Annotated in this window: 20 protein-coding genes and 1 tRNA gene; 11 read left to right on the forward strand and 10 right to left on the reverse strand. The window is 51.1% G+C overall.

Going from position 1 to position 23,244, the window contains the following annotated elements; all coding sequences use genetic code 11:
• Nucleotides 1-3: 3 nt before the first annotated feature.
• From HRU10_04240 to HRU10_04250, 3 genes are all read right to left on the reverse strand, one after another.
• Nucleotides 4-489: a hypothetical protein gene (locus HRU10_04240; protein NRA26442.1), complete on the reverse strand. Its 486-nt coding sequence runs from the start codon at nucleotides 487-489 to the stop codon at nucleotides 4-6.
• 85 nt (nucleotides 490-574) lie between these two features.
• Nucleotides 575-1,768 carry a TIGR03790 family protein gene (locus HRU10_04245; GenBank protein ID NRA26443.1) on the reverse strand — a complete coding sequence of 398 codons (1,194 nt, stop codon included), beginning with the start codon at nucleotides 1,766-1,768 and terminating at the stop codon, nucleotides 575-577.
• 559 nt (nucleotides 1,769-2,327) lie between these two features.
• Nucleotides 2,328-2,414 (reverse strand) — tRNA-Leu (locus tag HRU10_04250).
• A gap of 216 nt (nucleotides 2,415-2,630) precedes the next feature.
• Between HRU10_04250 and HRU10_04255 the strand changes: the two genes are divergently transcribed.
• Nucleotides 2,631-3,674, forward strand: coding sequence for a tRNA-dihydrouridine synthase family protein (locus HRU10_04255; GenBank protein ID NRA26444.1), 1,044 nt, complete (start codon nucleotides 2,631-2,633; stop codon nucleotides 3,672-3,674).
• Nucleotides 3,675-3,689: 15 nt separating this feature from the next.
• Complete coding sequence (rlmB, locus tag HRU10_04260; GenBank protein ID NRA26445.1) at nucleotides 3,690-4,262, forward strand: 23S rRNA (guanosine(2251)-2'-O)-methyltransferase RlmB; 573 nt, start codon at nucleotides 3,690-3,692, stop codon at nucleotides 4,260-4,262.
• Between the two features lie 177 nt (nucleotides 4,263-4,439).
• Here the strand turns inward: rlmB and HRU10_04265 are convergent, their stop codons facing one another.
• Together HRU10_04265 and HRU10_04270 are read right to left on the reverse strand one after the other, a co-directional pair.
• The gene (locus tag HRU10_04265; protein NRA26446.1) at nucleotides 4,440-5,867 is read right to left on the reverse strand and encodes an adenosylhomocysteinase; all 1,428 of its coding nucleotides are present in this window, start codon (nucleotides 5,865-5,867) and stop codon (nucleotides 4,440-4,442) included.
• Nucleotides 5,868-5,909: 42 nt separating this feature from the next.
• Nucleotides 5,910-7,073: a methionine adenosyltransferase gene (locus HRU10_04270; protein NRA26447.1), complete on the reverse strand. Its 1,164-nt coding sequence runs from the start codon at nucleotides 7,071-7,073 to the stop codon at nucleotides 5,910-5,912.
• 171 nt (nucleotides 7,074-7,244) lie between these two features.
• Here HRU10_04270 and HRU10_04275 point away from each other — a divergent pair, with 171 nt between their 5' ends.
• The 4 genes from HRU10_04275 (at nucleotide 7,245) to HRU10_04290 (ending at nucleotide 10,222) form a co-directional block, all read left to right on the forward strand.
• Nucleotides 7,245-7,652 carry a hypothetical protein gene (locus HRU10_04275; GenBank protein ID NRA26448.1) on the forward strand — a complete coding sequence of 136 codons (408 nt, stop codon included), beginning with the start codon at nucleotides 7,245-7,247 and terminating at the stop codon, nucleotides 7,650-7,652.
• Nucleotides 7,649-8,317, forward strand: a complete 669-nt coding sequence (locus tag HRU10_04280; GenBank protein ID NRA26449.1) for a thiamine diphosphokinase — start codon at nucleotides 7,649-7,651, stop codon at nucleotides 8,315-8,317. Before HRU10_04275 ends, HRU10_04280 begins: the two co-directional genes overlap by 4 nt.
• Nucleotides 8,318-8,328: 11 nt before the next feature.
• Nucleotides 8,329-8,778 (forward strand): cupin domain-containing protein, encoded by a 450-nt coding sequence (locus HRU10_04285; protein NRA26450.1) that lies wholly within the window; start codon nucleotides 8,329-8,331, stop codon nucleotides 8,776-8,778.
• Between the two features lie 67 nt (nucleotides 8,779-8,845).
• A complete protein-coding gene (locus HRU10_04290) occupies nucleotides 8,846-10,222 on the forward strand; it encodes an OFA family MFS transporter (protein NRA26451.1) in 1,377 nt (458 codons plus the stop codon).
• Between the two features lie 2 nt (nucleotides 10,223-10,224).
• On the opposite strand, the gene HRU10_04295 is transcribed toward HRU10_04290, so the two are convergent.
• Entirely contained in the window at nucleotides 10,225-12,096 is a 1,872-nt protein-coding gene (locus HRU10_04295; protein ID NRA26452.1) for a type IIA DNA topoisomerase subunit B, read from the reverse strand.
• 115 nt (nucleotides 12,097-12,211) lie between these two features.
• Between HRU10_04295 and HRU10_04300 the strand changes: the two genes are divergently transcribed.
• The 4 genes from HRU10_04300 (at nucleotide 12,212) to menB (ending at nucleotide 17,527) form a co-directional block, all read left to right on the forward strand.
• Nucleotides 12,212-13,135, forward strand: a complete 924-nt coding sequence (locus HRU10_04300; protein NRA26453.1) for an SRPBCC family protein — start codon at nucleotides 12,212-12,214, stop codon at nucleotides 13,133-13,135.
• Nucleotides 13,136-13,582: 447 nt separating this feature from the next.
• The gene (locus tag HRU10_04305; GenBank protein ID NRA26454.1) at nucleotides 13,583-14,857 is read left to right on the forward strand and encodes an efflux transporter outer membrane subunit; all 1,275 of its coding nucleotides are present in this window, start codon (nucleotides 13,583-13,585) and stop codon (nucleotides 14,855-14,857) included.
• A 54-nt stretch (nucleotides 14,858-14,911) separates the two neighbouring features.
• On the forward strand, nucleotides 14,912-16,669 hold the full coding sequence (gene menD, locus HRU10_04310) for a 2-succinyl-5-enolpyruvyl-6-hydroxy-3-cyclohexene-1-carboxylic-acid synthase (GenBank protein ID NRA26455.1): 1,758 nt from the start codon (nucleotides 14,912-14,914) through the stop codon (nucleotides 16,667-16,669).
• Between the two features lie 15 nt (nucleotides 16,670-16,684).
• Nucleotides 16,685-17,527: a 1,4-dihydroxy-2-naphthoyl-CoA synthase gene (menB, locus tag HRU10_04315; GenBank protein NRA26456.1), complete on the forward strand. Its 843-nt coding sequence runs from the start codon at nucleotides 16,685-16,687 to the stop codon at nucleotides 17,525-17,527.
• Nucleotides 17,528-18,057: 530 nt separating this feature from the next.
• Here menB and HRU10_04320 read toward each other — a convergent pair.
• Together HRU10_04320 and HRU10_04325 are read right to left on the reverse strand one after the other, a co-directional pair.
• The gene (locus HRU10_04320; protein NRA26457.1) at nucleotides 18,058-18,927 is read right to left on the reverse strand and encodes an MYG1 family protein; all 870 of its coding nucleotides are present in this window, start codon (nucleotides 18,925-18,927) and stop codon (nucleotides 18,058-18,060) included.
• 52 nt (nucleotides 18,928-18,979) lie between these two features.
• Entirely contained in the window at nucleotides 18,980-20,404 is a 1,425-nt protein-coding gene (locus HRU10_04325; protein ID NRA26458.1) for an alanine:cation symporter family protein, read from the reverse strand.
• A gap of 57 nt (nucleotides 20,405-20,461) precedes the next feature.
• Here HRU10_04325 and HRU10_04330 point away from each other — a divergent pair, with 57 nt between their 5' ends.
• Nucleotides 20,462-21,145, forward strand: a complete 684-nt coding sequence (locus HRU10_04330; protein NRA26459.1) for a queuosine precursor transporter — start codon at nucleotides 20,462-20,464, stop codon at nucleotides 21,143-21,145.
• A 26-nt stretch (nucleotides 21,146-21,171) separates the two neighbouring features.
• Here HRU10_04330 and HRU10_04335 read toward each other — a convergent pair whose 3' ends face one another.
• Both HRU10_04335 and HRU10_04340 read right to left on the reverse strand, forming a co-directional pair.
• The gene (locus tag HRU10_04335) at nucleotides 21,172-21,651 is read right to left on the reverse strand and encodes a nucleoside deaminase (GenBank protein ID NRA26460.1); all 480 of its coding nucleotides are present in this window, start codon (nucleotides 21,649-21,651) and stop codon (nucleotides 21,172-21,174) included.
• 363 nt (nucleotides 21,652-22,014) lie between these two features.
• The gene (locus tag HRU10_04340) at nucleotides 22,015-23,106 is read right to left on the reverse strand and encodes a hypothetical protein (GenBank protein ID NRA26461.1); all 1,092 of its coding nucleotides are present in this window, start codon (nucleotides 23,104-23,106) and stop codon (nucleotides 22,015-22,017) included.
• Between the last annotated feature and the right edge of the window lie 138 nt (nucleotides 23,107-23,244).

Here is a 23,244-nt window from a genome sequence, read left to right on the forward strand (position 1 = left end):
GGTTTAGATGGCTCCGTCGTCTTTTAGAGCATCACCGAAGGACAAAAGGCCGCTGCTGTATTCACGGCCATAGCTGATATGCAAGCTGCATACCTGATAAATTGCCGAGAGAACCTCTAGTTTACTGAGGGAACGTAAAGGGTGAATAAACGCTGAGTATAAAAGGCCGTTACTTACTGCGTAGCGAGCATCAAGGGCGCTGTGGAAATTCGACTGCATCATCATATCCTTTTCAAACTCCGTCACAGCAGAATATTCCTTAATCGGTGAGATAATTCTCATTCGATTGTGAGTTTCGTCGTAGATACACAGCAGCTCCAAATCCCTGAATTCAAATTCGATAACATTCCCATCAGCGAGAATTTTATCATCTGTCAATTCCTGGATAATCATCCTGAGTGTTGTGCCGTCCATCTCATCTTGGTGAGGTGCTCCGACTAGACTCATGCAGCCTAGACACAGAAAAGGGAGTAGTTTAAAAATGTTCATCAGAATTGGGATTCTCGCCGGGGCTGTTTTAGATGAAACAGTCATGAATTGCATTTCCGATAATCTGTGACCCACAGAAATTTGGTCAATAACCTATCTGTCGATCATTCGATGCAAGCAAATGAAAAGCTGGCTGAGGTGTGAAGGGTCGGTAGAGGGGGTCACCAATGACCACCCCCTGCCAGCCGATGCAGTTTATGGATTGATAAGCAGCTTCACCCCAAGTCTTTCCCTGTCTCAGAGCGTGAAACATGATCTGTGGACGATGCGTGTGCCTAAGATAAGGTTCGTAAGTGTTACCGACGGTGCATGATACGCCGCGGCTAATTAGAAACGCGACCCAGGAGTTCTCATCTACCAAGGACTTTCCTGAATAACTGTGAATGTGAAAACCTATTGCTCCCTTTTTGAACTTGAAGTCCTTATTTCTCAATGCCCGTGGGGGCTTGCTTTGATACCAACCAAAATAGAATGAGACAGCGTCATTGCCGACTGTGCGCGATGTGTTTACTAGGCAGTCGCGTTCTATCGTAATTCCTGATGTTTCCAAATAAGACTGCGCCGTTTTTAGCCAATATTTACCCGCGGCATGTGGCCCATCTTTTTCGACGACGGCTGATCCATAAAATGCGTTTTTTTCTGCATAGATTGCATTGTCTATAAGTTCTTTTACCGCAGACACGTTTGGTCCGTCCAAGCGTGATACCTTGAGCACCATATTTCTAGATTCTTCTATACTGAGGTCGATGTCAAAAAGGGGATTTTGGACTGGCCCGACGATATCCTTCTCTATGGATAAAATTTGAGCGAGGTGTGAATCTATGGATCCCTTTGATGTCCTGAGAGAATAATCAATTCCCATTCGTTCACCCTTCATCTTGCGAGAGTGCTTCATCTTAAGAGGGGTCCCAATCGTCGTCACCAAGAAGTCGATCGAAGTAGAATCGACTCTATAGAGCAGCCTTCCATTTCTGTTCTTTTCTTTATGAACCTCACCGGTCATTGCACCTTGGTCAAATAGGGCTTCGATCACAGGGTTGTAGACGGATTCATAAAACTTATTAGAAGCAATCTCTTCACGAGTGGGTAGTGATAGCCTCAATATGTTATTGCTAGGTATACCCCTTACTTGTGCATAGTATTCTGATATAAATATCGAATCCTCAGAATTTATGTTCTGTACGATATAAACATTCTTTGTGTCTACTGCACCGAAGCTGGCTGTAGAAAGACTTGCAATCAATAATATGTATAAAGATGCGTTCTTTAAGTGGTTCATGGACTATATGAATGGGGGGGATTCTAAGAAAAATTAATAGATGGAAAACGTTCATATATCTCAAGTTTAAATCGTTGTTTCTCTTTAATTTTTAGAAAATATTAAAATTAAAAATCTAGGCGGTTTAATGGTTTATGACAAAGAATAGATTTAAACATTTTCTTTGTCTAAACCTATTGTTAAAAACGTTATATTATTAAAAATTCGTAACACTCAAGTTTCTGGCTCAGATTAGAAGGGTAGAGTAATGGCGACAGCCATTGCTTGGCTTGAGCTTTGATCTGCACGACGGCAATCGCTCTCACGATCACCCTACTGAACATTAGTATGCACCGCACCTCTGGTCACACCCTACTATACCACCGGAATAAAAAACCATTGTGTAATCGACGGCCCAAATTTGAAACTGGTGCTCAGGGCGGGACTTGTACCGAGCGAAGAGAATCTTCGCGACAAGACCGGTCTGCGCAGCAGATCCGGACCACCCGCCGGGTGAAAGTCTCACAATGCCTTCGAGACAAAAAAAGCCATCGCGTAATCGAAGGCCTAAATTAGGAACTGGTGCTCAGGGCGGGACTTGAACCCGCACGCCCATACAGGCACTACCCCCTCAAGATAGCGTGTCTACCAATTCCACCACCTGAGCATTTGGTTTTCGGGAAAACCCGAAGGATAAGTTTTATGAATGCTCAAGGTGATGAAATTGGCAAGCCAATGTATTTGTCGCCATCGGCTCGGAACCACCACTTGAGCATCTAGATAAGCATTCGAAAGAAACCCGTTGATCTTGGTGATGCAATGTATTTTTAAGATAAAAGTGTCGGGAAGTATTGAATGGCGGCTTTCGACATAGGATGAACGTATGGCGCTTTCTTGGTTTCAGGACGGAAAATTCCCCCTCTACTTAGCTCCGATGGCTGGTTTTACGGACACGGTGTTTCGTCAACTGTGTCGTTCGGAGGGGGCTGATGTAGTCGTATCGGAGTTTGTTTTGGCTGATGCATTGATTCATGGCGACTCAGCAACCTGGGAAACTGTGGATTTTTCAGAAGACCAGCGCCCAATGGGTATTCAGATTTTTGGATCTTCGTCTGGAGTTATGGCCGAAGCGGCTCAGCGTTTAGTAGACCGGCATCAGCCGGATTTTATCGACCTTAATTTTGGTTGTCCATCCGACAAGGTGACCTGCCGCGATGCCGGCTCCTCGCTTTTACGAAATCCCGCAAAGCTGCAATCGATTGCTGCCGCGGTTGTGCGCGCCTTACCAGGTTTGCCGGTGACGGGAAAGATCCGAGTCGGCTGGGACGATAGTAGCATTGTCGCCACCGATGTAGCGCGACGTTTGGAGGACGCGGGTGTGGAGGCAGTGGCCATTCACGGGCGAACCAAAGAACAGGGTTACACGGGGCAAGCCCGCTGGCATCTGATATACGAGGCAGCAGAAGCGGTGAACATCCCTGTGATTGGGAATGGAAACATTGAATCCGCCGCTGACATTGAGCGTGTTCGGTCTGAGTCACGTGTAGCGGGTGCTATGATTGGCCGAGCCGCATTGGGTTATCCGTGGATATTTGGTGAGATCAAACACATGTTGGCAACAGGAGAGAGGCCACCGAGGCTCACTCTTGAGAAGCGCTGGGAAACGATCATTCGTTTCGCTGAGATGCTTTCAAGCAGACCTGCTAGACAGAAATTCGGCGGGCAACTCCGCTGGATGCGTCCTAAACTTTCTAAACTGACCAAGGACATGACAGCGTGCAAAAAAGCACGGGGTGGCTTGGCTCAGGTGAATTCAATCGAAGAGCTTAGGGTATTGGCCGCGGACCATATTGCTCGCTACGCAGATGCGGACAAAGCCATACTTTCTCGAGACAAGCATGCCGGAGCCCAGGCTATTGTCGCTTAAATATTTACCCAGCACATGGCTACCTATTCTAAGAAAAAGCAAACCCGTCAGAATCGTCATCGTGGATTTAGCACGCAGATTCCTGTATTGAGCGAGGAAGAGATGTATCAACTGCTCGCTGAACACAATTGCCCGTTCATCCTGGCTTTGGATCAGGTGCAAGACCCGCACAATCTAGGTGCGATTATGCGTTCGGCGGATGCCTCGGGAGTCGACGTGGTGGTTGCCCCAAAGAAGGGCGCGCCCCCCATCACTGAAACGGTGCGCCATATTGCATGTGGGGGGGCAGAACATGTGCCTTATGTTCAAGTCAGTAACCTTGCGAATGCTTTGCGCAAATTTCGAGAGCTGGAGATTCGTATCGTTGCTACTTCGGACCACAAGGGTTCGATCAGTCTATTTGATTGTGATTTCGCTGGTCCAGTTGCGGTGGTTATGGGTGCCGAGGCCGCAGGTGTACGCCGCCTGACTGCAGAATTATCAGACGACTTGGTAAAGATCCCGATGTCGGGAGAGGTGGATTGCCTCAATGTGTCGGTTGCAACAGGGGTGACGCTCTTTGAGGCGGTTAGGCAGCGGCATCGTTAAGAATTTGCTGACGAGATGTTATTTGAGCTGTGTCGACCTGGGGATTTTTTTTCAATACCCGTGTAGTATGCGCGGTGTGAAGGGGTTCTAGACTATCTATCTTGCTTAGCACCTGCAAAAAAGCCCGGCATCTTAGGAGAAAGCCGGGCTTTGAAATGGGTTAAGATTAACCGCCGCTTAATAGCGGTAGTGCTCTTGTTTGAACGGCCCCTTTGACTTCACGCCAATGTAGTCGGCTTGATTGTCTGAAAGGACTGTGAGCTTGGCGCCGATGCGGTCGAGGTGGAGACGGGCGACTTCCTCGTCCAAGTATTTTGGGAGGATATAGACGCCGGGTGTGTATTTCTCGACCTGCTTCCAGAGATCCATCTGTGCTAATACTTGGTTTGTGAACGAGTTCGACATCACAAACGACGGGTGCCCGGTGGCGCAACCGAGGTTGACCAAACGGCCTTCTGCGAGAAGGAAAATAGAGTGTCCTTCTGGGAAGTTGTATTGGTCGACCTGAGGCTTGATGTTGATGCGCTGAACGCCGGGAGCTTCGTTTAATTTCACGACCTGGATCTCATTGTCGAAGTGGCCGATGTTACAGATTATGGCCTGATCGCGCATCTGGCGCATGTGCTCGAAAGTGATGATGTCCTTATTGCCAGTGGTCGTGACGTAGATGTCTCCGACTGGCAGTGCGTCCTCGATTGTGGTGACCTTGAAGCCTTCCATAGCGGCCTGAAGGGCGCAGATGGGGTCGACTTCGGTGACAATAATCTGCGCGCCCATGCCTTTGAGAGCTTGGGCACAGCCTTTGCCTACATCGCCGTATCCGCAAATTACTGCGACTTTCCCGGCGATCATGACGTCTGTGGCGCGCTTGATTCCGTCGATGAGGGACTCACGGCAGCCGTAAAGGTTGTCAAATTTCGACTTGGTTACGGAGTCGTTTACATTAATCGCTGGGACGAGGAGTTTGCCTTCTTCTTGCATCTTGTAGAGGCGATGAACTCCGGTGGTAGTCTCTTCGGATACACCCTTCCACTCTTTGACTGTGTTGGACCAGCGAATGGGGTCTTCGCTGTTTATCTGTTTGAGGAGGTTCTTGATGATCTGCTCTTCCTCGCTTTCAGATTCTGAATCGACCCAATCGCTGTTTTCAGTTTCGAGCTCATAGCCTTTGTGGATGAGTAGCGTAGCATCACCGCCATCGTCGACGATCAGCTGTGGGCCTTTGCCATCTGGCCACGTCAGTGCCTTGTATGTGCAGTCCCAATACTCCTCAAGTGACTCGCCTTTCCAGGCGAAGACTGGAACGCCGGTGACAGCGATGGCTGCGGCTGCGTGATCTTGTGTAGAGAAAATATTACACGAGCACCAGCGGACGTCTGCGCCCAGAGCAACGAGGGACTCGATGAGCACCGCTGTTTGGATGGTCATGTGGAGCGATCCCATGATGCGAACTCCAGAGAGTGGTTTCTCCGGGCCGTATTTTTCACGAACGGCCATCAAGCCGGGCATTTCCTTTTCGGCGATGTCGATCTCTTTGCGTCCCCAGTCGGCTAGGGAGATGTCTGCAACCTTGTAGTCGGTAGTGGTGAGGGTTTCGGTAGCCATGTTTTGAATGGATGGAAGTTAAAGGATGAAGGATGATTTGAATTAGAGGGCAGCTTGGAGCTCGCTGGTTTTGTCGGTTTGTTCCCAAGGCAGATTAGTCTTGCCGAAGTGGCCGTAAAAAGTGGTGCCGCGGTAGATCGGACGCAGCAGGTCGAGTTGTGAGACAATGTCCGCTGGTTTGAAACTGAAGACCTTCGGTAGGGCGGCGGCGATGGCTTCATCGGGTGCCTTGCCCGTGCCAAAGGTGTTGACGCAAATACTGGTGGGATGGGGGTAGCCGATGGCGTAGGCCACCTGGACTTCTACTGAGTCTGCAAGTCCTGCAGCCACGATATTTTTGGCAACCCAACGACACATGTAAGCCGCCGAGCGATCTACCTTAGAGGGGTCTTTGCCCGAGAATGCACCCCCTCCGTGACGACCCCAGCCGCCATAGGTATCCACAATGATTTTCCGCCCCGTTAGGCCAGCATCGCCTTGAGGGCCGCCGATAATGAACTTACCAGTCGGGTTAATCAGAAACTCGGTTTCATCGGTGAATAATTCGGTCGGTAAGACCTGCTTAACGATCTCTTCGGTGATAAATGCTTCAATCTCGGCATGAGTCACATCTGCGGTGTGCTGCGTGGAAACAACGACATTTTGGATGCCGGTGATTTTTCCATCTTCATATTTTACAGCCACTTGAGACTTAGCGTCGGGGCGTAACCACGGTGCGAGATTTGTCTCCTTGCGCACCCGGCTGAGCTCTTTCATTACAGTGTGAGCGAAGATGACGGGTGCGGGCATCAGTTCGGGTGTTTCGTTTGTGGCAAACCCAAACATGATTCCCTGGTCGCCGGCCCCTTGTTCTGCAGTCGCTTTACCTTCGGCTCCTGCAGCATCCACCCCTTGAGCGATGTCGGGAGATTGGGTCGTAAGTGCATTGGTAATGAATACGCTATCGGCTTGGAAAACATCGTCGTCGTTTGTATAGCCAATCTCCCGAATGGCCTCTCGGACAACGGCCTCAAAATCGATCTTTGCTGCGGTAGTCAGCTCGCCGGCGAGAAATGCACAGTTGCTCTTTACTAGGGTTTCGCAGGCCACTCGACTGGCGGTGTCCTGTTCAAAGCAAGCATCGAGGATGCTGTCAGAAACGAAGTCGGCAACTTTGTCGGGATGCCCTTCACCGACGGATTCAGATGAGAAGATAAAATTGGCCATGGCTAGGATACTGTGAGGAAAGCCAAGTTCGGCAAGTATTAACATATCTTGATTTAATGATATGTTCCTCTGAGGCGTCGATTGAGCATTTAAAGGAGTCTACGGACATCGGGTGGATAGAATATACAGAGACGCTCGACTTGTGAGCTTAATTGCTTTTGGAAGTTGGGGATGAAATCAAAGATCTTAGCCTTCTTGTCGATTTTAGCATCAATTGCATTCACCGGTTGCAACACGAACGATCAATGGGTCGAGGATAATAAAAACCGGCTCTGTGTCTCGTTTGATGCCCCGCATCCGGGCTGGGTTCTAGCGATCCAGGAAGTTTGGGAGAAAAAGGGAGAGTTTTACGTCTATGCTGAGGTGAAGGTGAAGGATCCCAACGCGATGTATCCTCAAATCATCTCCGTGGTCGGTGATTGCGTTCCAGTCATGCAGGACGGCAAACCCTTTCAGCTTTATTTAGCGGGTAAGACCTGGAATTGGGAATCTATCGAGGGGGCTATAGAGGTGGCGGGTTCAGATGAGTTCAGGAAGGTCTTCGATACTAAGGGAGCTCGGAAACGTTTTCCGCGATGACCCCATCAGGTCCGTCTCTGTGTCTGATCGTCCTGGGCGGAGAGCCTCCGGCGCCTGCATTACTTGAATATTGGTATGGCCGGGCAACCTTTGCGATTGGCGCTGACGGGGGCGTCGATGCCTTTCTTCAGGCAGGAGTCATGCCCAATGTGGCGATCGGAGACTTCGACTCATTTCAAGGAGACTTGAATACGTTGACTTGCCGGGTAGACGTCAAAGAACAACAAGATTCTACCGACTTCGAGAAAGCTTTAGGGGCTGTGCCTGAGAATATACCTTTCCATCACTTCGTCATTTTGGGAGCGACTGGGGGGCGTCTTGATCATTCGCTAACAAATCTGCTTATTGCGGGGCGTGCTTTTCCCGAATCACGCTTTGAAATCATCGACGACCAACAGCGTGTCATCCGAGTAAATGCCGAATGGGCGTTGCACGAGGAACGCGTTGAGTCCGGTCAAACCATTAGTCTGGTGCCGTTTGATACTGCGACAGGTGTCTCTGCCACGGGTTTACATTGGCCATTGAACGATGCGACGCTTCGAATAGGGGGCTTGCTGGGTCAAAGCAATATGGCGGATTCAGAGTCGATTTCGGTGTCTATATCCAGCGGATTGTTATTTGTGATTCTGAATATGCCTGGGAACGCCGAGCCACAGATCGGCTAAAGCTTTTTATTATGTCAGAAAAAAGATCCCATATTGTGCGTCCAGATGATCATGAATGGACGGAGAAATTTATTCCGGCAGCGACTGCTGATCGGCGTGGTCTTTATAAGAAGCTTTCCTCGCACCATGGCCTGAGTCAGCTTGAAGCACGCCTCACCCGTATTCCGCCAGGGGAGTCCAACACATGGTTTCATACCCACAGTCATTGTGAAGAATGGTTCTATGTCACCGCAGGTTGTTGCCATGCCCATATCAATGGAGCCTGGCAGGAGATTCAGACTGGTGATTCCATCGCAACATGGCCGGGGGAGTGGCATACATTCCGCAATTTCGGCGATATTGACTGTGATATCTTGATGGTCGGCGTGGAGAACCCCAATGATCGTGCTACTCGAAAAGCCGAACCCAATGCGCCCGCTGAAGTGGGTCCTCAACCTGATCCAGAACAACCAAAGGGTTGAGCCCAAAGTGAAGATGATGGTGATTCTCTTGGCGCGAAGTTGAGAGACGGTATGCCCTGATTGATCCATGAAAAAGAACCGTTGGCTTATCGCAGCTTCGGCTGTCGGCATTCATCTGTCGATAGGTTCGATCTATGCATACAGTGCGTGGCAGATGCCTTTGGAAAATACGCTGGGATGGTCTACGGCTGAGACGTCTCTGGGCTTTAGTGTAGCGATCTTTTTTCTTGGTCTGACCGCGGCCTTTATGGCGCGGCATGTCGAGTTACTCGGTGCGCGATTGAGTGGGCTGCTATCAGCAGTTTTTTTCTCCTTGGGTTTGTTAGGATCGGGCCTGGCTGTGTGGATGGAATGGTTGTGGTTGTTCTATGTATGTTTTGGAGTATTAAGCGGAATTGGTCTCGGTATCGGATATATTGCGCCTCTTGCTACTTTGGTGAGGTGGTTTCCTGAGCGTCGGGGAGTTGCCACAGGTATGGCGATAATGGGCTTCGGGTTTGGAGGGCTGGTTTGCGCTCAATTCATCGATTGGTGGGTGCCCGTTCAGGGCGAAGTTGCGCTTCATAAGGAGGTGTCTCCTAGGGAATATGCGGTCGCTCTGGAAGCTGAGGATGAGGTCGCATTGGCCGCGATGGTATACACGGGCAACGCTTGGGAGTCAGGAATGGTTCAGGTAGATCAGGGTGCTGAGCCATACCGCATTGAAGTGATCTATCGTAAACGAGACGTCTCTGCAGCTTTTCTTTGCCTTGGATTAGTCTATGCCGTCGTCATGGCTCTCAGCGCGCTCTATATTACGCCACCGGAGCAATACTCAGTAGAGTCTTCTGCGACGGAAGGGGGTATATCTCTATCGGATTTACTACGTTCACCCGCGTTTTATGGGCTCTGGTCTATGCTGTTTATCAATGTGACCTGCGGGATCACAGTGATCGCGACGGCAAAGAAGATGGGTTACGAAATGGTAGGGTTGTCTTTAGACCAAGCGAGTCTCCTCGTTATGGGCATCTCAGTTTTCAACGGATTGGGACGTATCTTTTGGGCAGCCGTGTCTGATAAAATGGGCCGTCCTAACACGTTTATACTCTTTTTTATGATTCAGTTCGTCGCGTTCCCGCTACTGGCAAACCTCACGACATCGCCGCTCGCTTTCATGGGGGTCACGTTCCTCATCTTGACTTGCTACGGTGGTGGATTCGCGACTATGCCAGCCTATGTGAGTGATCTCTTTGGTGTGAAACGCATGCCTGTTGTCTATGGTTTGATACTGACCGCTTGGTCGTTGGCCGGTATCGTAGGTCCGATGTTCGGTGCCTATATCTACGAGCGCACCCAAAGTTATCAGATGAGTCTCTATCTCTTTGGCGCTACGTTTTTGGTGGCCTTGGGGATTGCTGTTCTCCTGAAGCGAGAGTCTACACGCATTCAAACAACCAATCGCTAGCCTCACGCAACGGCTTCGTCGTCCACGCCGTTCTTTTCGATACGCAGGTGATCCATAGTGTAGCGCTTGCGGTCTTCTGTATTCTTACCCATGAAGAATGCTACGGTTTCCTTGATTTTGGAATCGTGGCCAATGTGGACGAGGTCGAGCCGCATGTCCCAGCCGATAAAGTTTTTGAATTCACTGGGGTCAATTTCACCGAGGCCCTTAAATCGTGTGATCTCGGGGTTTGCTCCCAGTTTGTCGACAGCGACTTTGCGCTCGGCATCCGAATAGCAGTAGATGGTTTCCTTTTTGTTGCGGACCCGAAACAGAGGCGTTTGCAAAATATACAGATGCCCACGGCGGACCAGGTCTGGAAAAAACTGCAGGAAAAATGTGATTAATAACATGCGGATGTGGAAACCATCGACGTCGGCATCTGTGGCGATGACGACCCGGTTGTAACGCAAGCTGTCGAGTGAGTCTTCGATATCTAGGGCGTGTTGAAGGAGGTTGAACTCTTCGTTTTCATAGACCACCTTTTTGGTTAGTCCGAAGGCGTTGAGTGGTTTTCCCTTGAGTCCAAAAACAGCCTGGGTGTGGACATCGCGCGACGCGGTGATGGATCCCGAAGCTGAATCCCCCTCAGTAATAAAGAGAGTCGTGTCTTCAGCACGCGCGTCCTTGGTGTCGGTGTAGTGAATGGTGCAATCGCGAAGCTTGCGGTTGTTGATTTTTGCCTTTTTCGCGCGTTCACGGGCGAGCTTTTGGATTCCTTTAAGTGCGGTACGCTCTTTTTCGTTTTGGACGATTTTCTTCTGAAGCTCCTCGGCGACCGCAGGGTTACGGTGGAGGTAGTTGTCGAGCTCTTTGGAGATGAATCCGGAGATGAATGCATTCAAGCTTTGGCCGTCTGGCTCCATTTCGGTACTGCCTAGCTTGGTCTTTGTCTGAGATTCGAAGACAGGCTCGGAGACTTTTATCGCGATAGCGGCAGTGATAGATGTGCGGATATCCTTGGCGTCGAAGTCTTTTTTGAAAAATTCACGGATGGTCTTCACATAGGCCTGGCGAAATGCGGCTTCATGGGTACCGCCTTGCGAGGTGTATTGTCCGTTGACGAAAGAGTAGTAATCCTCGCCGTAATGCCCCGCATGGGTGATGGCGAGTTCGATATCTTCTCCTTTAAGGTGGATTGGGGCGTAAATGGCAGGTTCTTCCGACCCCAGCTTTTCTGAGAGCAAATCGAGCAGGCCATTTTTCGACGAGAACTCCTTACCGTTAAGGAACAGCTTTAGACCTGTATTGAGGCAGGCGTAGTGCCGCAGACGTTCCTCAATGAAGCTGAGCTCGTATTTGTAGTCCCTAAAAATGTCATCCGAGGCACGGTAGCTGAAGCGCGTACCATTTTTCTCCGCAGATTGTTGGTCTTGTTTATCCTCTTCGGTGATCTCACCCCCGGCGAAGGCCGCAGAGCGCGATTTGCCATCGCGGAAAGACTCGACCTTGAACCACGAGGAGAGGGCATTGACGGCTTTGGTGCCTACGCCATTCATGCCGACTGACTTTTTAAAGGCTTTAGAGTCGTATTTACCCCCGGTGTTGATCTGACTGACGCAGTCGACGACCTTTCCGAGAGGAATGCCGCGGCCATAGTCGCGCACCGTCACGGTTCCATCTGACGCGACGTCCACATCGATCCGTTTACCGTGTCCCATCATGTGCTCATCGATTGAGTTATCGATGATCTCCTTGAGCAGCACATATACACCATCGTCAGGCTGAGATCCGTTGCCCAGCTTTCCGATATACATGCCGGGGCGGAGCTGGATGTGTTCATTCCACTTGAGGGAACGGATATTATCTTCGGTGTAAGTGACTGCGTCGGCCATAAATCTCGTGTGATCGTGTGTTCAGTAAATAGAGGTGCAGGGAGGCCGGAGAATCGCAATGAATTTTCAGAACAGACTTCAAAAAGCTTGTATGGCTTATGCTTCGCAAGGACCTATGCCTAAATTTTCTGTCGATTGTTCTATCCTCGTGTCCGGCTCGCCGGAGCAAGCTTACCCGATTGTAAGGGACTTCAAGGAGTGGCGTGGTTGGTCGCCGTGGTTGATTATGGAGGAGGCTGCCGAGATGAGCGTGGCACCCGATGGAGACAGCTATACTTGGGCCGGAAAGCTTGTGGGCGAGGGCGGGATGACACTTCAGAAGGAGAAGCCCTTCAGCTCGATTCATTTTGGTTTGGAGTTTATCAAGCCTTGGAAGTCGCGGGCTGACATAGCGTTTTATTTTGAAGAAGAGGGCGATCAGACGCGGGTTCGTTGGACAATGGAGAGTCAGTTGCCGTGGTTTCTGTTTTGGATGAAAGGGATGATGACCACGTTTATCTCAATGGACTATAACCGTGGTCTGGGGATGCTGAAGGATCGGATTGAGCTGGGCGCCGTGCCCTCGGTGCTGGAAATAGTCGGAGAGAAATCCTTTTCAGGGACTCCCTTTGTTGGACGGAAAACCACATGTAAAATGGCCGACATAGCTGCTGCGATGGCAGAGGAAATGAAGGCTATCGATGCATGGGTCACATCTTCAGGAATCCCAACCGCAGAACAGGCATTTTCAATTTATCACGCATTCGACATGAAGCGTGGAGAGACGACATTCACCACGGGCATCCCCGCACCGGACGGAGATGTGCCACTGGTGGAGGGCATGGTTTCAGGTGAGATTCCGGCATTGAGCACTTTTCAAATACGTCACACTGGACCTTATCGTCACTTGGGCAATGCGTGGTCAGCTGGAATGCTCCGCGACCGCAACAAAGTCTTCAAAAAAGACAAGAGCTTCCCGCCCTTTGAAATCTACACGAACGATCCCGTGAATACACCTGAGGAGCGGGTGGAGACAGTCGTGCATTTTCCTTTGAAGTAGGGCGTGAGCGGATCTACGTCGGATGACGGCGACAGAGAGAAGCCCAGGCTGCGTTGCGGACACGTTTGAAGCGACAAGGAACGCCTATTCCCGGGAATGACGTTTGGATCTCTGCGGTTGCGATCGAAAGGGATATCCCTGTTTTTTCAAATGACACACATTTCGATCATATCAGTGAGCTGCGGAGACTGAGCTTCTAGGCTATCGCCAGGCTGAACACTTTTTTGGGATCGCACAGACGAAAGAATAACGCACTTTTGCTAAGCATGGGACTTGCTAATTTGGAACAATTGCGACCCTGTAGTGAATTATTTTCGTCATATGCTGAACAGACTACCTCATGTGCGCTCCTTTGGAATTGTTATCTCCACGGGGGTCTTCGCTTTTTTTTCAGGGTGTCAAACTTGGACTGCCTCTGATCTGCCAGAGCCGGAATTGGCTCCAGCTGTGAACTTTGCTGCTCCAGGGGAATTCAATGAGTTGGAGGTGGCCGATGGCTGGTTAGTGAGTTTAGGAGCTGAGGGCTTGGATGCTTTGGTGACTGAAGCCCTAGAAAACAGTCCATCACTGGGCGCTACCGCAGCCAGTTTAGATGCTGCTTTAGCATCCGCCAAAATTGCAGGCGCTCGACTCTTTCCTGCGATTTCTGCTGATTTTAATGGCCGCCGTAGCCTGAATAACACCTCGGCAGGAAGTAACATTTACTCAACTAATACTGGACTGTCAGCAGGAGTGAGTTGGGAAATTGATTTGTGGGGGCGCGTAAAAAACAATCGCGACGCAAGCACATATGATTACCAGGCCTCGGAAGCAGATTTTATAGGGGCACGCCTTTCATTAGTGGCTACAGTTGCGCGGCTCTGGGTCGAGAATGTCGCAGCCCGCGAGCAGCTGGCTTTGGCTGAGCGCACGCTGGAAGCATTTGAGGAGAATGAGGCTGTCATCGAGGGGCGTTTCGAACGGGGACTGAGCAATGCGTTGGATTTACAGCTCATACGGACAACGACTGAGGGAGCACGCGGCACCGTTTCGGTTCGAAAAGAACAGTTCGCGTCAGCGCGAAGGAGCCTGGAACTGAGTCTAGGGCGTTATCCTTCAGGTGAGCTGGCGATTGATGCTATGTTCCCTGATGTCGTAGAGCAGATTCCCGTAGGACTGCCTGCTGCGTTGTTAGAACGTCGCCCAGATTTGTTGGCAGCGGAGGCGCGCATGGATGCCCAAGGGCAGCGTGCGCTTGCAGCTAATAAGAACCGTTTGCCCACGTTGTCGCTGTCCGGATCGATTGGGCGGAGTGGGAGTGATATCGATAATTTAGGTGATCCCGATTTCGGGGTTTGGAGTATTTTTGGTGGGCTAGCTGCACCGATTTTTAATTTTGGTCATCTCGAGGCGGAACAGATTCGTGGTCAGGCTCAATACCGCCAAGCTGCTTTGGGTTATGTGAGTACAGCCTTGCGCGCTTTCAATGAAGTAGAGGGCTTTTTGGCAGGTGAGGTCTATCTTGATGAGCGTCTCACTGCAGCGATTGCGGCTGAGCAGGCAGCGGTGGAGGCCGAGCGCATTTCTTGGGAGCGCTACCGGAGTGGGTTGGTAGATATCGTGACTGTCCTCGATTCTCAGCGTCGCGCAGACAACGCGCGTCGCGATGTGATCTCGCTACGCGCCCAAAAACTGCAAAACCGGATCGATCTACACACCGCTTTGGGTGGAGATTTCGAATAGTGTGCTTTCAATGTTAGGTTAGCTCGTCTGACTAGGTGCGCTACCCGACTTTTCGTGAACGACAAAGACATTTCCCAGCTTCTCGATCGTGCCGAGTTCCTTGCAAATACCAATTCTCTGTGGGGGGCGGCCTTCGTGTTGCGATTGCAACGTCTGGGCGTGACGCGTTTTGTGGTATCTCCTGGCTCGCGGAACACACCGCTTGTTTTTGCGCTGGCCGAGTTGCCAGGTCATGCGGTCCAAGTGGTGGTGGATGAGCGTTCTGCGGGGTTCGTTGCTCTAGGTTGGTCGAAGGCATCGGGAAAGGCACCGGTGGCGCTCGTGTGCACTTCGGGCTCAGCTTTGGGCCACTATTTGCCTGCTTTGATCGAAGCCCGTTATTCGCATACACCGCTAGTAGTCATTTCAGCTGACCGTCCTCCCGAGCTACAGGAGTGTCATGCCGGACAGACCGTAGACCAAGCGGAGATTTTTGGACACTATGTCGGAGGGTTTTATGCTGCGCCGTTGCCGGATTTTTCGAATTGGGATGCGATGCAAACCCTTCTCGATTCAGCGGCTCAGTTTTGGAGTGGGGATAGGGCATTGGCTTCAGTCCATATTAACCAACCCTTCCGCGATCCGTTGACTCCGGGTGTTCCGGATGGAAGTGATACGTTTTTACTCAAGGATTTGTTAGATTTACGCTCATTTCTGTGTGAAGTGCCGACTGTCGCATCTGAAGTTCAGGTGTCGGAACTGAGTGATTCTCATCACGCATCATTGCTGATAATTATCGGGCCTCAGGAGCTATCCTGGACCCATTTTTCACGGGCTCAGTCTGCGCTCAAACGTTTGGCGAAAATGGATGGTGTGGTTATTGCATCCGATGGTGTGTCTTCAGTTCGATTTTCTGGAATCCCCTCAGTAGCCGCCTACGATTTAGTACTCAGGCAGAAGGATATGCTGGATGCGCTGCGGCCCGAGCGAATCTGGTTGATTGGTGATCTGCCGACCTCAAAACCCTTGCGCGCTGCAGTGGCCCACTGGAATGCTCCAGTAGTCAGTTTTCAGGCGGATGATGATCAGCGTCACGCGGGAATTGATCTGCCATGGACGGTTGCTCCTATCAAGAGCCTGGAGCATGCAATAGAAGGGATAGATGTAAGCGACACTGAATTTAAATCGCGATGGATGGAAGCAGAGCAGTTCCAGCAAGGCGCTATTCAGAATGCTGTAGCTGAGTGCGTGAATTTGGATTGCTTGCGAGAATGGCAATTGCCCCGCCTATTGGTGCCGCGTGCGCCTGAGGGAACACGCTTCTTAATCGCCAGCAGCATGCCGGTGCGCGATTGGGAGGCATTTGCTCCATCAGGTGAATTTTCCATAGATGTATTCTCCAATCGCGGTGCGAATGGGATCGATGGGCTGATTTCGACCGCTGCAGGTATGGCCTTGGAAGACCCGGAGAGGCCCGTTTGGTTGATTATCGGGGACGTCGCCACTCAGCATGATTTAGGCGGATTAGCGACTTTGGCAGCCCTGCCTGGGACTGTCACGATTTGGCTGATCAACAATGGCGGAGGCCGGATTTTCGATTTCTTACCGATCTCTGGTGTGTCTTTTGATTTTGAGCGCTTCTATCACACGCCTCCACAGTTGAATTTCGCCGGTCTGGCTGAGGGAGTGGGTCTAGGCTACAAGCAGGTTAAAAACGTGAGTGATATCAAGCGCATCGCCGAATCATCGGAGCAGAAGTGCTTAGTTGAGATTTTGGTCGATTCCGAAAGTGATCAGGCCGCACGGCGCGCATTGACGGAACCAGGTAATTGAGTTCATCAATGTGTGATGAGTACAATCACTTGGGAGCGCGTTGGCGATTTTGAAGACATTATTTATGAGAAGGCCGAGGGCATTGCCAAGGTGACGATCAACCGTCCCCACCGGCGCAATGCCTTTACCCCCGATACGGTCATGGAGATGTATCAGGCGTTTACCGATGCCCGTGAAGATACGTCGGTCGGTGTTGTTTTATTGACAGGTGCTGGCCCACATACCGATGGGAAATACGCCTTCTGCTCGGGCGGCGATCAGAAGATTCGTGGTGACAAGAAGGGCGGCTACATCGGCAAGGACGGCGTGCCGCGACTCAATGTTCTCGATCTGCAGCGCCTCATCCGGAGTATGCCGAAAGTAGTGATCGCTCTCGTGGCAGGATATGCCATTGGTGGCGGACATGTGCTGCATGTAATCTGCGACCTTACTATTGCGGCCGATAACGCGGTTTTTGGCCAAACTGGACCGCGTGTAGGCTCGTTCGACGGTGGCTTTGGGTCGAGTTATTTGGCGCGTATCGTGGGGCAGAAAAAAGCGCGAGAGATCTGGTATCTCTGTCGCCAATACGATGCGCAACAAGCGCTCGATATGGGACTCGTTAATACCGTTGTTCCCGTCGAGCAGCTTGAAGCAGAGGGGGTGCAATGGGCACGAGAGATCCTCGAGAAAAGTCCCTTGGCTATCCGCTGTCTCAAGAGTGCCTTTAATGCCGACGTCGATGGCCAGGCAGGCCTTCAAGAGCTATCGGGAAATGCCACCTTGCTCTACTATCTCACGGAGGAAGGTAATGAGGGTAAAAACGCCTATGTCCAGAAGCGAAAGCCCGAGTTCAATAAGTATCCCTGGCTGCCTTGATTTGGATCGTTGTTTGCGTGGCTGAACAATCAGGGACAGACAGGCTCGTGTGGAATAGTGAGGGGCATCCGCGAATGAACGCTAGTAAAGACGAATAGCAGCGGAGCGGCGCTCCGTCGCCGCTAGGGCGGTGGTAGTGGCTCATGGTTGTACAGTCCTGATCTTTGGTCGTCACTTTTGATTCGTTGTCGCTATCGTGGTCGTTGTCGATCCGCGGTTCGGTTTAATCCGAGGGGTTCGTTTTGATCCGCTAATAGACGGGAATAGACGCTAATTTCTGGAACCGGGAAGCTGCGGTTTCTATCGGTAAGGCTGCAATGTTTCTTATACTGGTATTTGAGGGTAACTGAGGGATATCCAGAATCGGGTTTTTTAGGGCGATCGATGCCGAGCTGGGGCTCGGCGTTCCCAGGAGCTGCTCTGCAAAGTCCCGATCTCTGGTTGTCAGTTTTGATTCGTTGTCTTGTTCGTGATCGAGATCTAACTGGCCACGCAAGCGACCACAAGGCAGGCAGCTAGTTCTGAGGACTCTACGTCCTCGCGATTTTTATCAGTTTTTTGAGGCGCTCTACATCAGTCGCCGTCGTCTTGGCTATGAATCCGCCTTTGTGCGCGAAGGTGACATCATCTTGATCTTCGATTTGGCGAAAATCGCAGGCGGGGTGATCATCAAAACGTTTGAGGCCATAGCCTGCACCGCGGCTGTCTGGGGAGATGATGACGGCGACTTTTTTCTCTATGCCGAGATCTTGGAGGACAAAGGAAATGCCCTGGGCTGGATCATCTACGGAAGGTTGTTGGCGGGGGATAAAGACGACCTGATGGTCTGGATATTCTGGATGCTCCATGGGCCAGGCTTCGATAATCGGCGCCAAGGCAGCGACCTTTTGATCCATAGTTTCAATATAATCCAAGAGGTCGGTCCCTATCATGCGCATGATCTCCCAAACGGGTTCACCGCGGTGATGGATTTCGGATGCTGCAAAACGACGGAGCAGGGTAACGTCTATGGGCGAGCTAAGCCTGGCTAGAATGTCACGGTCGGTGCCGAGCCAGTCTGCGGTTTTGTTGGGTCCCCGGCAGTCGAACCACTCTGCCGTCTCTAACCAATCACAATAGCGCCGCGCTGAGCTATAGATACCCAGGTAATCGAGTACGAGGGATAGGGCGCAAGTGAGGTGTTCTTTGGGGTCTAGTTGATGATGATCAAAACACAAGGTTTCTGGATCATGCCGATGGCCGATGTCTACGACCGCGATTTTTGGATCGTCCAACGCGTCAGGAGTGGGCTCGCGCCGCAGAATTTCGACTGGTGACTGTGCGATCAAAATCGAGCAGGCTAGGAAATCGTCTTTGTGGGCTCCGCCTGGATGGGTCAGGATAGCAGTTATATCGCGCATCGAGACATTGTTAGAGGAAGGCGTCACGATCGACAACCCTCTCTTGGCTTTATCAATCTTCCCTGCTCCAGACACCTTCGCCGGAATAAACAGGCTCTTTACCCGCCTTTTTCTGAGCCTCGTAGTCTTTGAGGCAGCGAATGGCAGGTTTGGTCAAAATGAGGATCGCAATGATGTTAACCCAAGCCATCAAGCCTACGCCGAGGTCGCCGAGTCCCCAAGCTAGTTCGGCCTCGTTAACACCTCCAAAGAACACGACGCCCAGAAAGACGATCTGGACGATTCGAAAGACTAGCGTGCGCGCGGACGATCCTTTCGGAAGGAGGTAGGCCACGTTATTCTCGGTGTAATAATAATAGGCGAGGGTCGTGGTGAAGGCGAAGAATAACAATGAGATGGCGACAAAGGCACTACCCACTCCGGGCACCAAGGTATCCACCGCAGCTTGGGTGAACTCTGGCCCGTAGTCGACTCCGGGGATATTTTCTACGATCGCGGTTTCAGCGCCCTCGGGCTGGACGTTGTAGGAGCCAGTGACGAGGATCATCAGCGCGGTGGCAGTGCATACGAGCCAGGTGTCAAAGTAGATGGAAAAGGACTGAACCAGTCCCTGTGAAGCTGGGTGTTTGACCTCAGCAGCGGCCGCAGCCATCGGGGCCGTGCCCTGCCCAGCCTCGTTGGAGTAGATGCCGCGTTTGACGCCCCAAGCAATGGCACTGCCCAGAATGCCGCCAAAGGTGGCATCCATGCCAAAAGCACTTGAGATAATAAGCCCAAACGCTGCCGGGATTTCCGTAAAATTAACCGCGAGAACAATGGCCGCGACGGCAATATAGCCCACTGCCATAAACGGTACAATCATCTGCACCGCGAAGCCGATCCGTTTTACTCCGCCAACGACGATCGCGGCAACGCCCGCAACCACTATAAGTCCCGTGACCCAAGTAGGTATGCCGAAGGCGTTTTCCATCGCCCCGCCGATACTGTTGCTTTGGACAGTGGGCAGGCACAGCCCGCAGCCGATAATCGTGGCGATCGCGAACACGACAGCATACCACTTCGCTTTCATGCCTTTCTCGATATAGTAGGCCGGCCCACCGCGGTATTGGCCGTCGACTTTCTCTTTGAAAATCTGCGCTAAGGTGGCCTCAACAAATGCTGAGCCTGATCCGACAAAAGCAATGAGCCACATCCAAAATACCGCGCCTGGGCCACCCAGCGCAATGGCGGTGGCGACTCCGGCGATGTTTCCGGTGCCAACGCGGCCAGAGACAGCCAAAGCAAAGGCTTGAAACGGACTAATGCCGTTCTCCGATGCTTTGCCACCAAACATACAGCGCAGCATTTCACCGACCATCCGCACCTGGACAAACCGAGTGGCGATTGTGAAGAAGACTCCCGCTCCTAGGCACAAAATAATGAGGGCCGGGCTCCAGACGATCCCGTTAGCGTCAGATACAAAAGACTCTAAAGACATGGTTCCGGAACGCAGTTCCTATGCCGTTGGCGAGTCATCTGCTAAATCGGTTGCATTATGGAAGACAAACGCGAACAGAAATGCCTGATACTCCTCGGCTTTTATGTCGGTTTTTGGGGGATGCTCCAGGTGTTGACGGTGAAGCTGGTGCCGCTGGATTTGTCTTGGATCGGTTTGGGGGTATTGGGATTCAGCTATGGCTCGTTTGTCCACGCGCTGACATTTCCATGCACCGATGCGGTGGCGGAGGTGTGGGGGGCGAAGCGCGCGCGCATGATGGTGTATTTGGGAACGCTCCTCTTTGCGATTAGCACGAGTCTTATTTATCTCGCAACTTTGTTGCCGTCAGCCGAAGCGTTTCAGTTTCACGACGAATACAATGCGCTTTTTGCGGGTGCGCCGCGCATCATCATCGGTTCTCTGACCTCGACGCTGTTTGCTCAACTCTGGGACATTTTCATTTTTGAGTGGGTTAAGAAGCGGACCGGAGAACGCATGCTATGGTTGCGCAATAACGTCTCTACCTGGGGCTCTCAGTTTTTCGATACCATCATTTTCTACACCATCGCCTTTTACGGAATCATACCCAATTCCGAACTGCCAAAACTGATTTTGGGAACGTATCTTCTCAAGATTTTCGTAGCAGCCATCGACACACCCATGGTTTACGTGATCGTGCGTTGGATCACTGGGTCTTGGACTGCTAGAGGAGGCCTCGAAGAAAAAACGTCCCACCCATAATTTTTTGAGGCGGGCAACTTATTGGTTTATTTCCAGAAATTTCGATGTGGCTCCAGGAGCGTTTCGCGCAATTCGGGAAAGGGGCCGATGATCTCTATATCCTTTTGTCCTGCTGCAACGACAGTTCTGCAAGGTAGGTTGAGCGTTGGGTTTTCCTCATGTGCTCCCGTCAAGTCTAAGAGATCGGTTTCAGAAAATCCATAGACGACACGACCAATATTCGCCCAGTAGATGGTGCCCATGCACATGGCGCAAGGTTCGCCGTTTGTGACGAGTGTGTAGCTCCATAGAGTTTCTGGGTCATAGGTTTCGCTTGCCCGACGCGCCAGTTCTGTTTCGGCATGGCGGACGGTTCCCAGGTTGCCCTGTTCCATTAATACTTCGCCATCAGCCCCTACTAAAACAGCGCCGAAAGGGTGCCGGCCCTCATCCATCGCTGTCAATGAGATGGCATGCGTTTGTTCTAGGTAAGGGTGCCAATAGGAAGTCGGTTCAGGTGTTTTCATGGGTTGAGAGGAATGCACTGTGAAGGTTAAAAATATTTTATTGAGTAGCTCTTTTAAAACGGAGCAAAGACTATCGATGTGAGGTTCGGCATCAGATTATGCGGCGATTTTGTAATAGGCTTACCTTATTTCCTTTCCGATATTGGATCGGCCGAGTGGGAAATTATGATGCCAGATAGATGGAACAGATCCTGGGCATTACTCATATCCCTTAAATCTTCTATGATCCCGACGGATATTTTATCTTCGATCGTCCACGCGGATCAAGACAGTAGGGATGTCGACAGGAATACAAGTGTGATGGGAGCTGATAAATCTCCTACGCGAGAGTATTCACATGATCTGGTAGAGAAGTCGTAGGCTTTATTTGTCCGACGCTTCACGCCACATTTCAGTTTCAAAATCGAAAATATAAAGTGGAGCCGAGCTTTCCGTGCGGTAGAAGTAGATGGGTTCTAAACTTTCCGCATCAATTGCGTAAGGGAAAGTCGATCGCGTGGTCCAGTACCAGCCACTTGCCTCGGCAATATAAAACCAAAGGCCGTCTGTTGCGTTGTCTGGAAGATAAGCGATCGACCATCCAATGATGCTAAAATAAGCCCATGGTGATTGGTCAAAGGTATATACCGGGCTAAAAGCCGGGTCCATGAGCCAATCAGAATCCTCAGAAAGAACCCCATTGAATCCAAAGATTTCGCTTGCCGGCCTGAATTCAAATAATGCTTCTGTAGAATCTTCGTTCGATGCTTCAGGGATCAGATCAGTCCTATCAGGAGAAGGCTCAACATTTGCAATCTCCTGCGTGGGCGTTTCTGGCGTAGGTGCTGGCGTAGGTGCTGGTGCTGGTGTCCGATCTGGGGTGCGCGGGGTGGTGGGGGTAGGGTTTGGGTTGATAGCTTGCACCGGCGGAAGTTCCGTTTCCGCTACTGGGGCCGTTTCACTTATAATATTCGAACCTTTACCTGGTGTAGAAGTTGTGTCTTCAGCAGAATCATCTGAGAATCGATAACCAGCATATATATCCGAAACTGAAATCCATGATCGGCTGGTGTTACCTGCTCCTGGTAGTTGCGCGTTATTGCGTGAGTCCCTTGCCAGTCCGTAGGCCGAGCCTGCGGAACCCGCGCCTTCCGGGAACCAAATTACTGCAAAAGCTTGGCCTTCGTTGAAGATATCTTCCCAAGCAAGCTGAACGACACTGGCTACTCCCGAGGGGTAACCGGACTTAGAATCCATCGATCCCAAGAGTAGGGGTGAATCCCCAAAAACGAAATAGTCGTCAGACTGTCCCTCGCTTGTCGAAAGAAACTGTCCCGATACGCTCACATCGAAAGGTTTATATGCACCCGCTGCGAAACCGTTTTTCTGAGTATCGATTAAAATTGCCCACTTAGCGGCAGCTGCCGGCGACCCCTCCTGATCGTGGAAGGGTTGAGAGAAATTATTTATAGACAAGGTGACCGACTGCGCACCCAGTGAAGTCGATAGGAGAAGTCCTACTAAAAATATGAAGGCTTTTCACAGCCATCCCATAAGACCTGATGGCGGAGATCAAACCTGAGTATTGATGGGCTGTAGCGGTTGATCGTGTCT

It is taken from the genome of Opitutales bacterium (assembly GCA_013215165.1).
Lineage (GTDB): Bacteria > Verrucomicrobiota > Verrucomicrobiia > Opitutales > JABSRG01 > JABSRG01.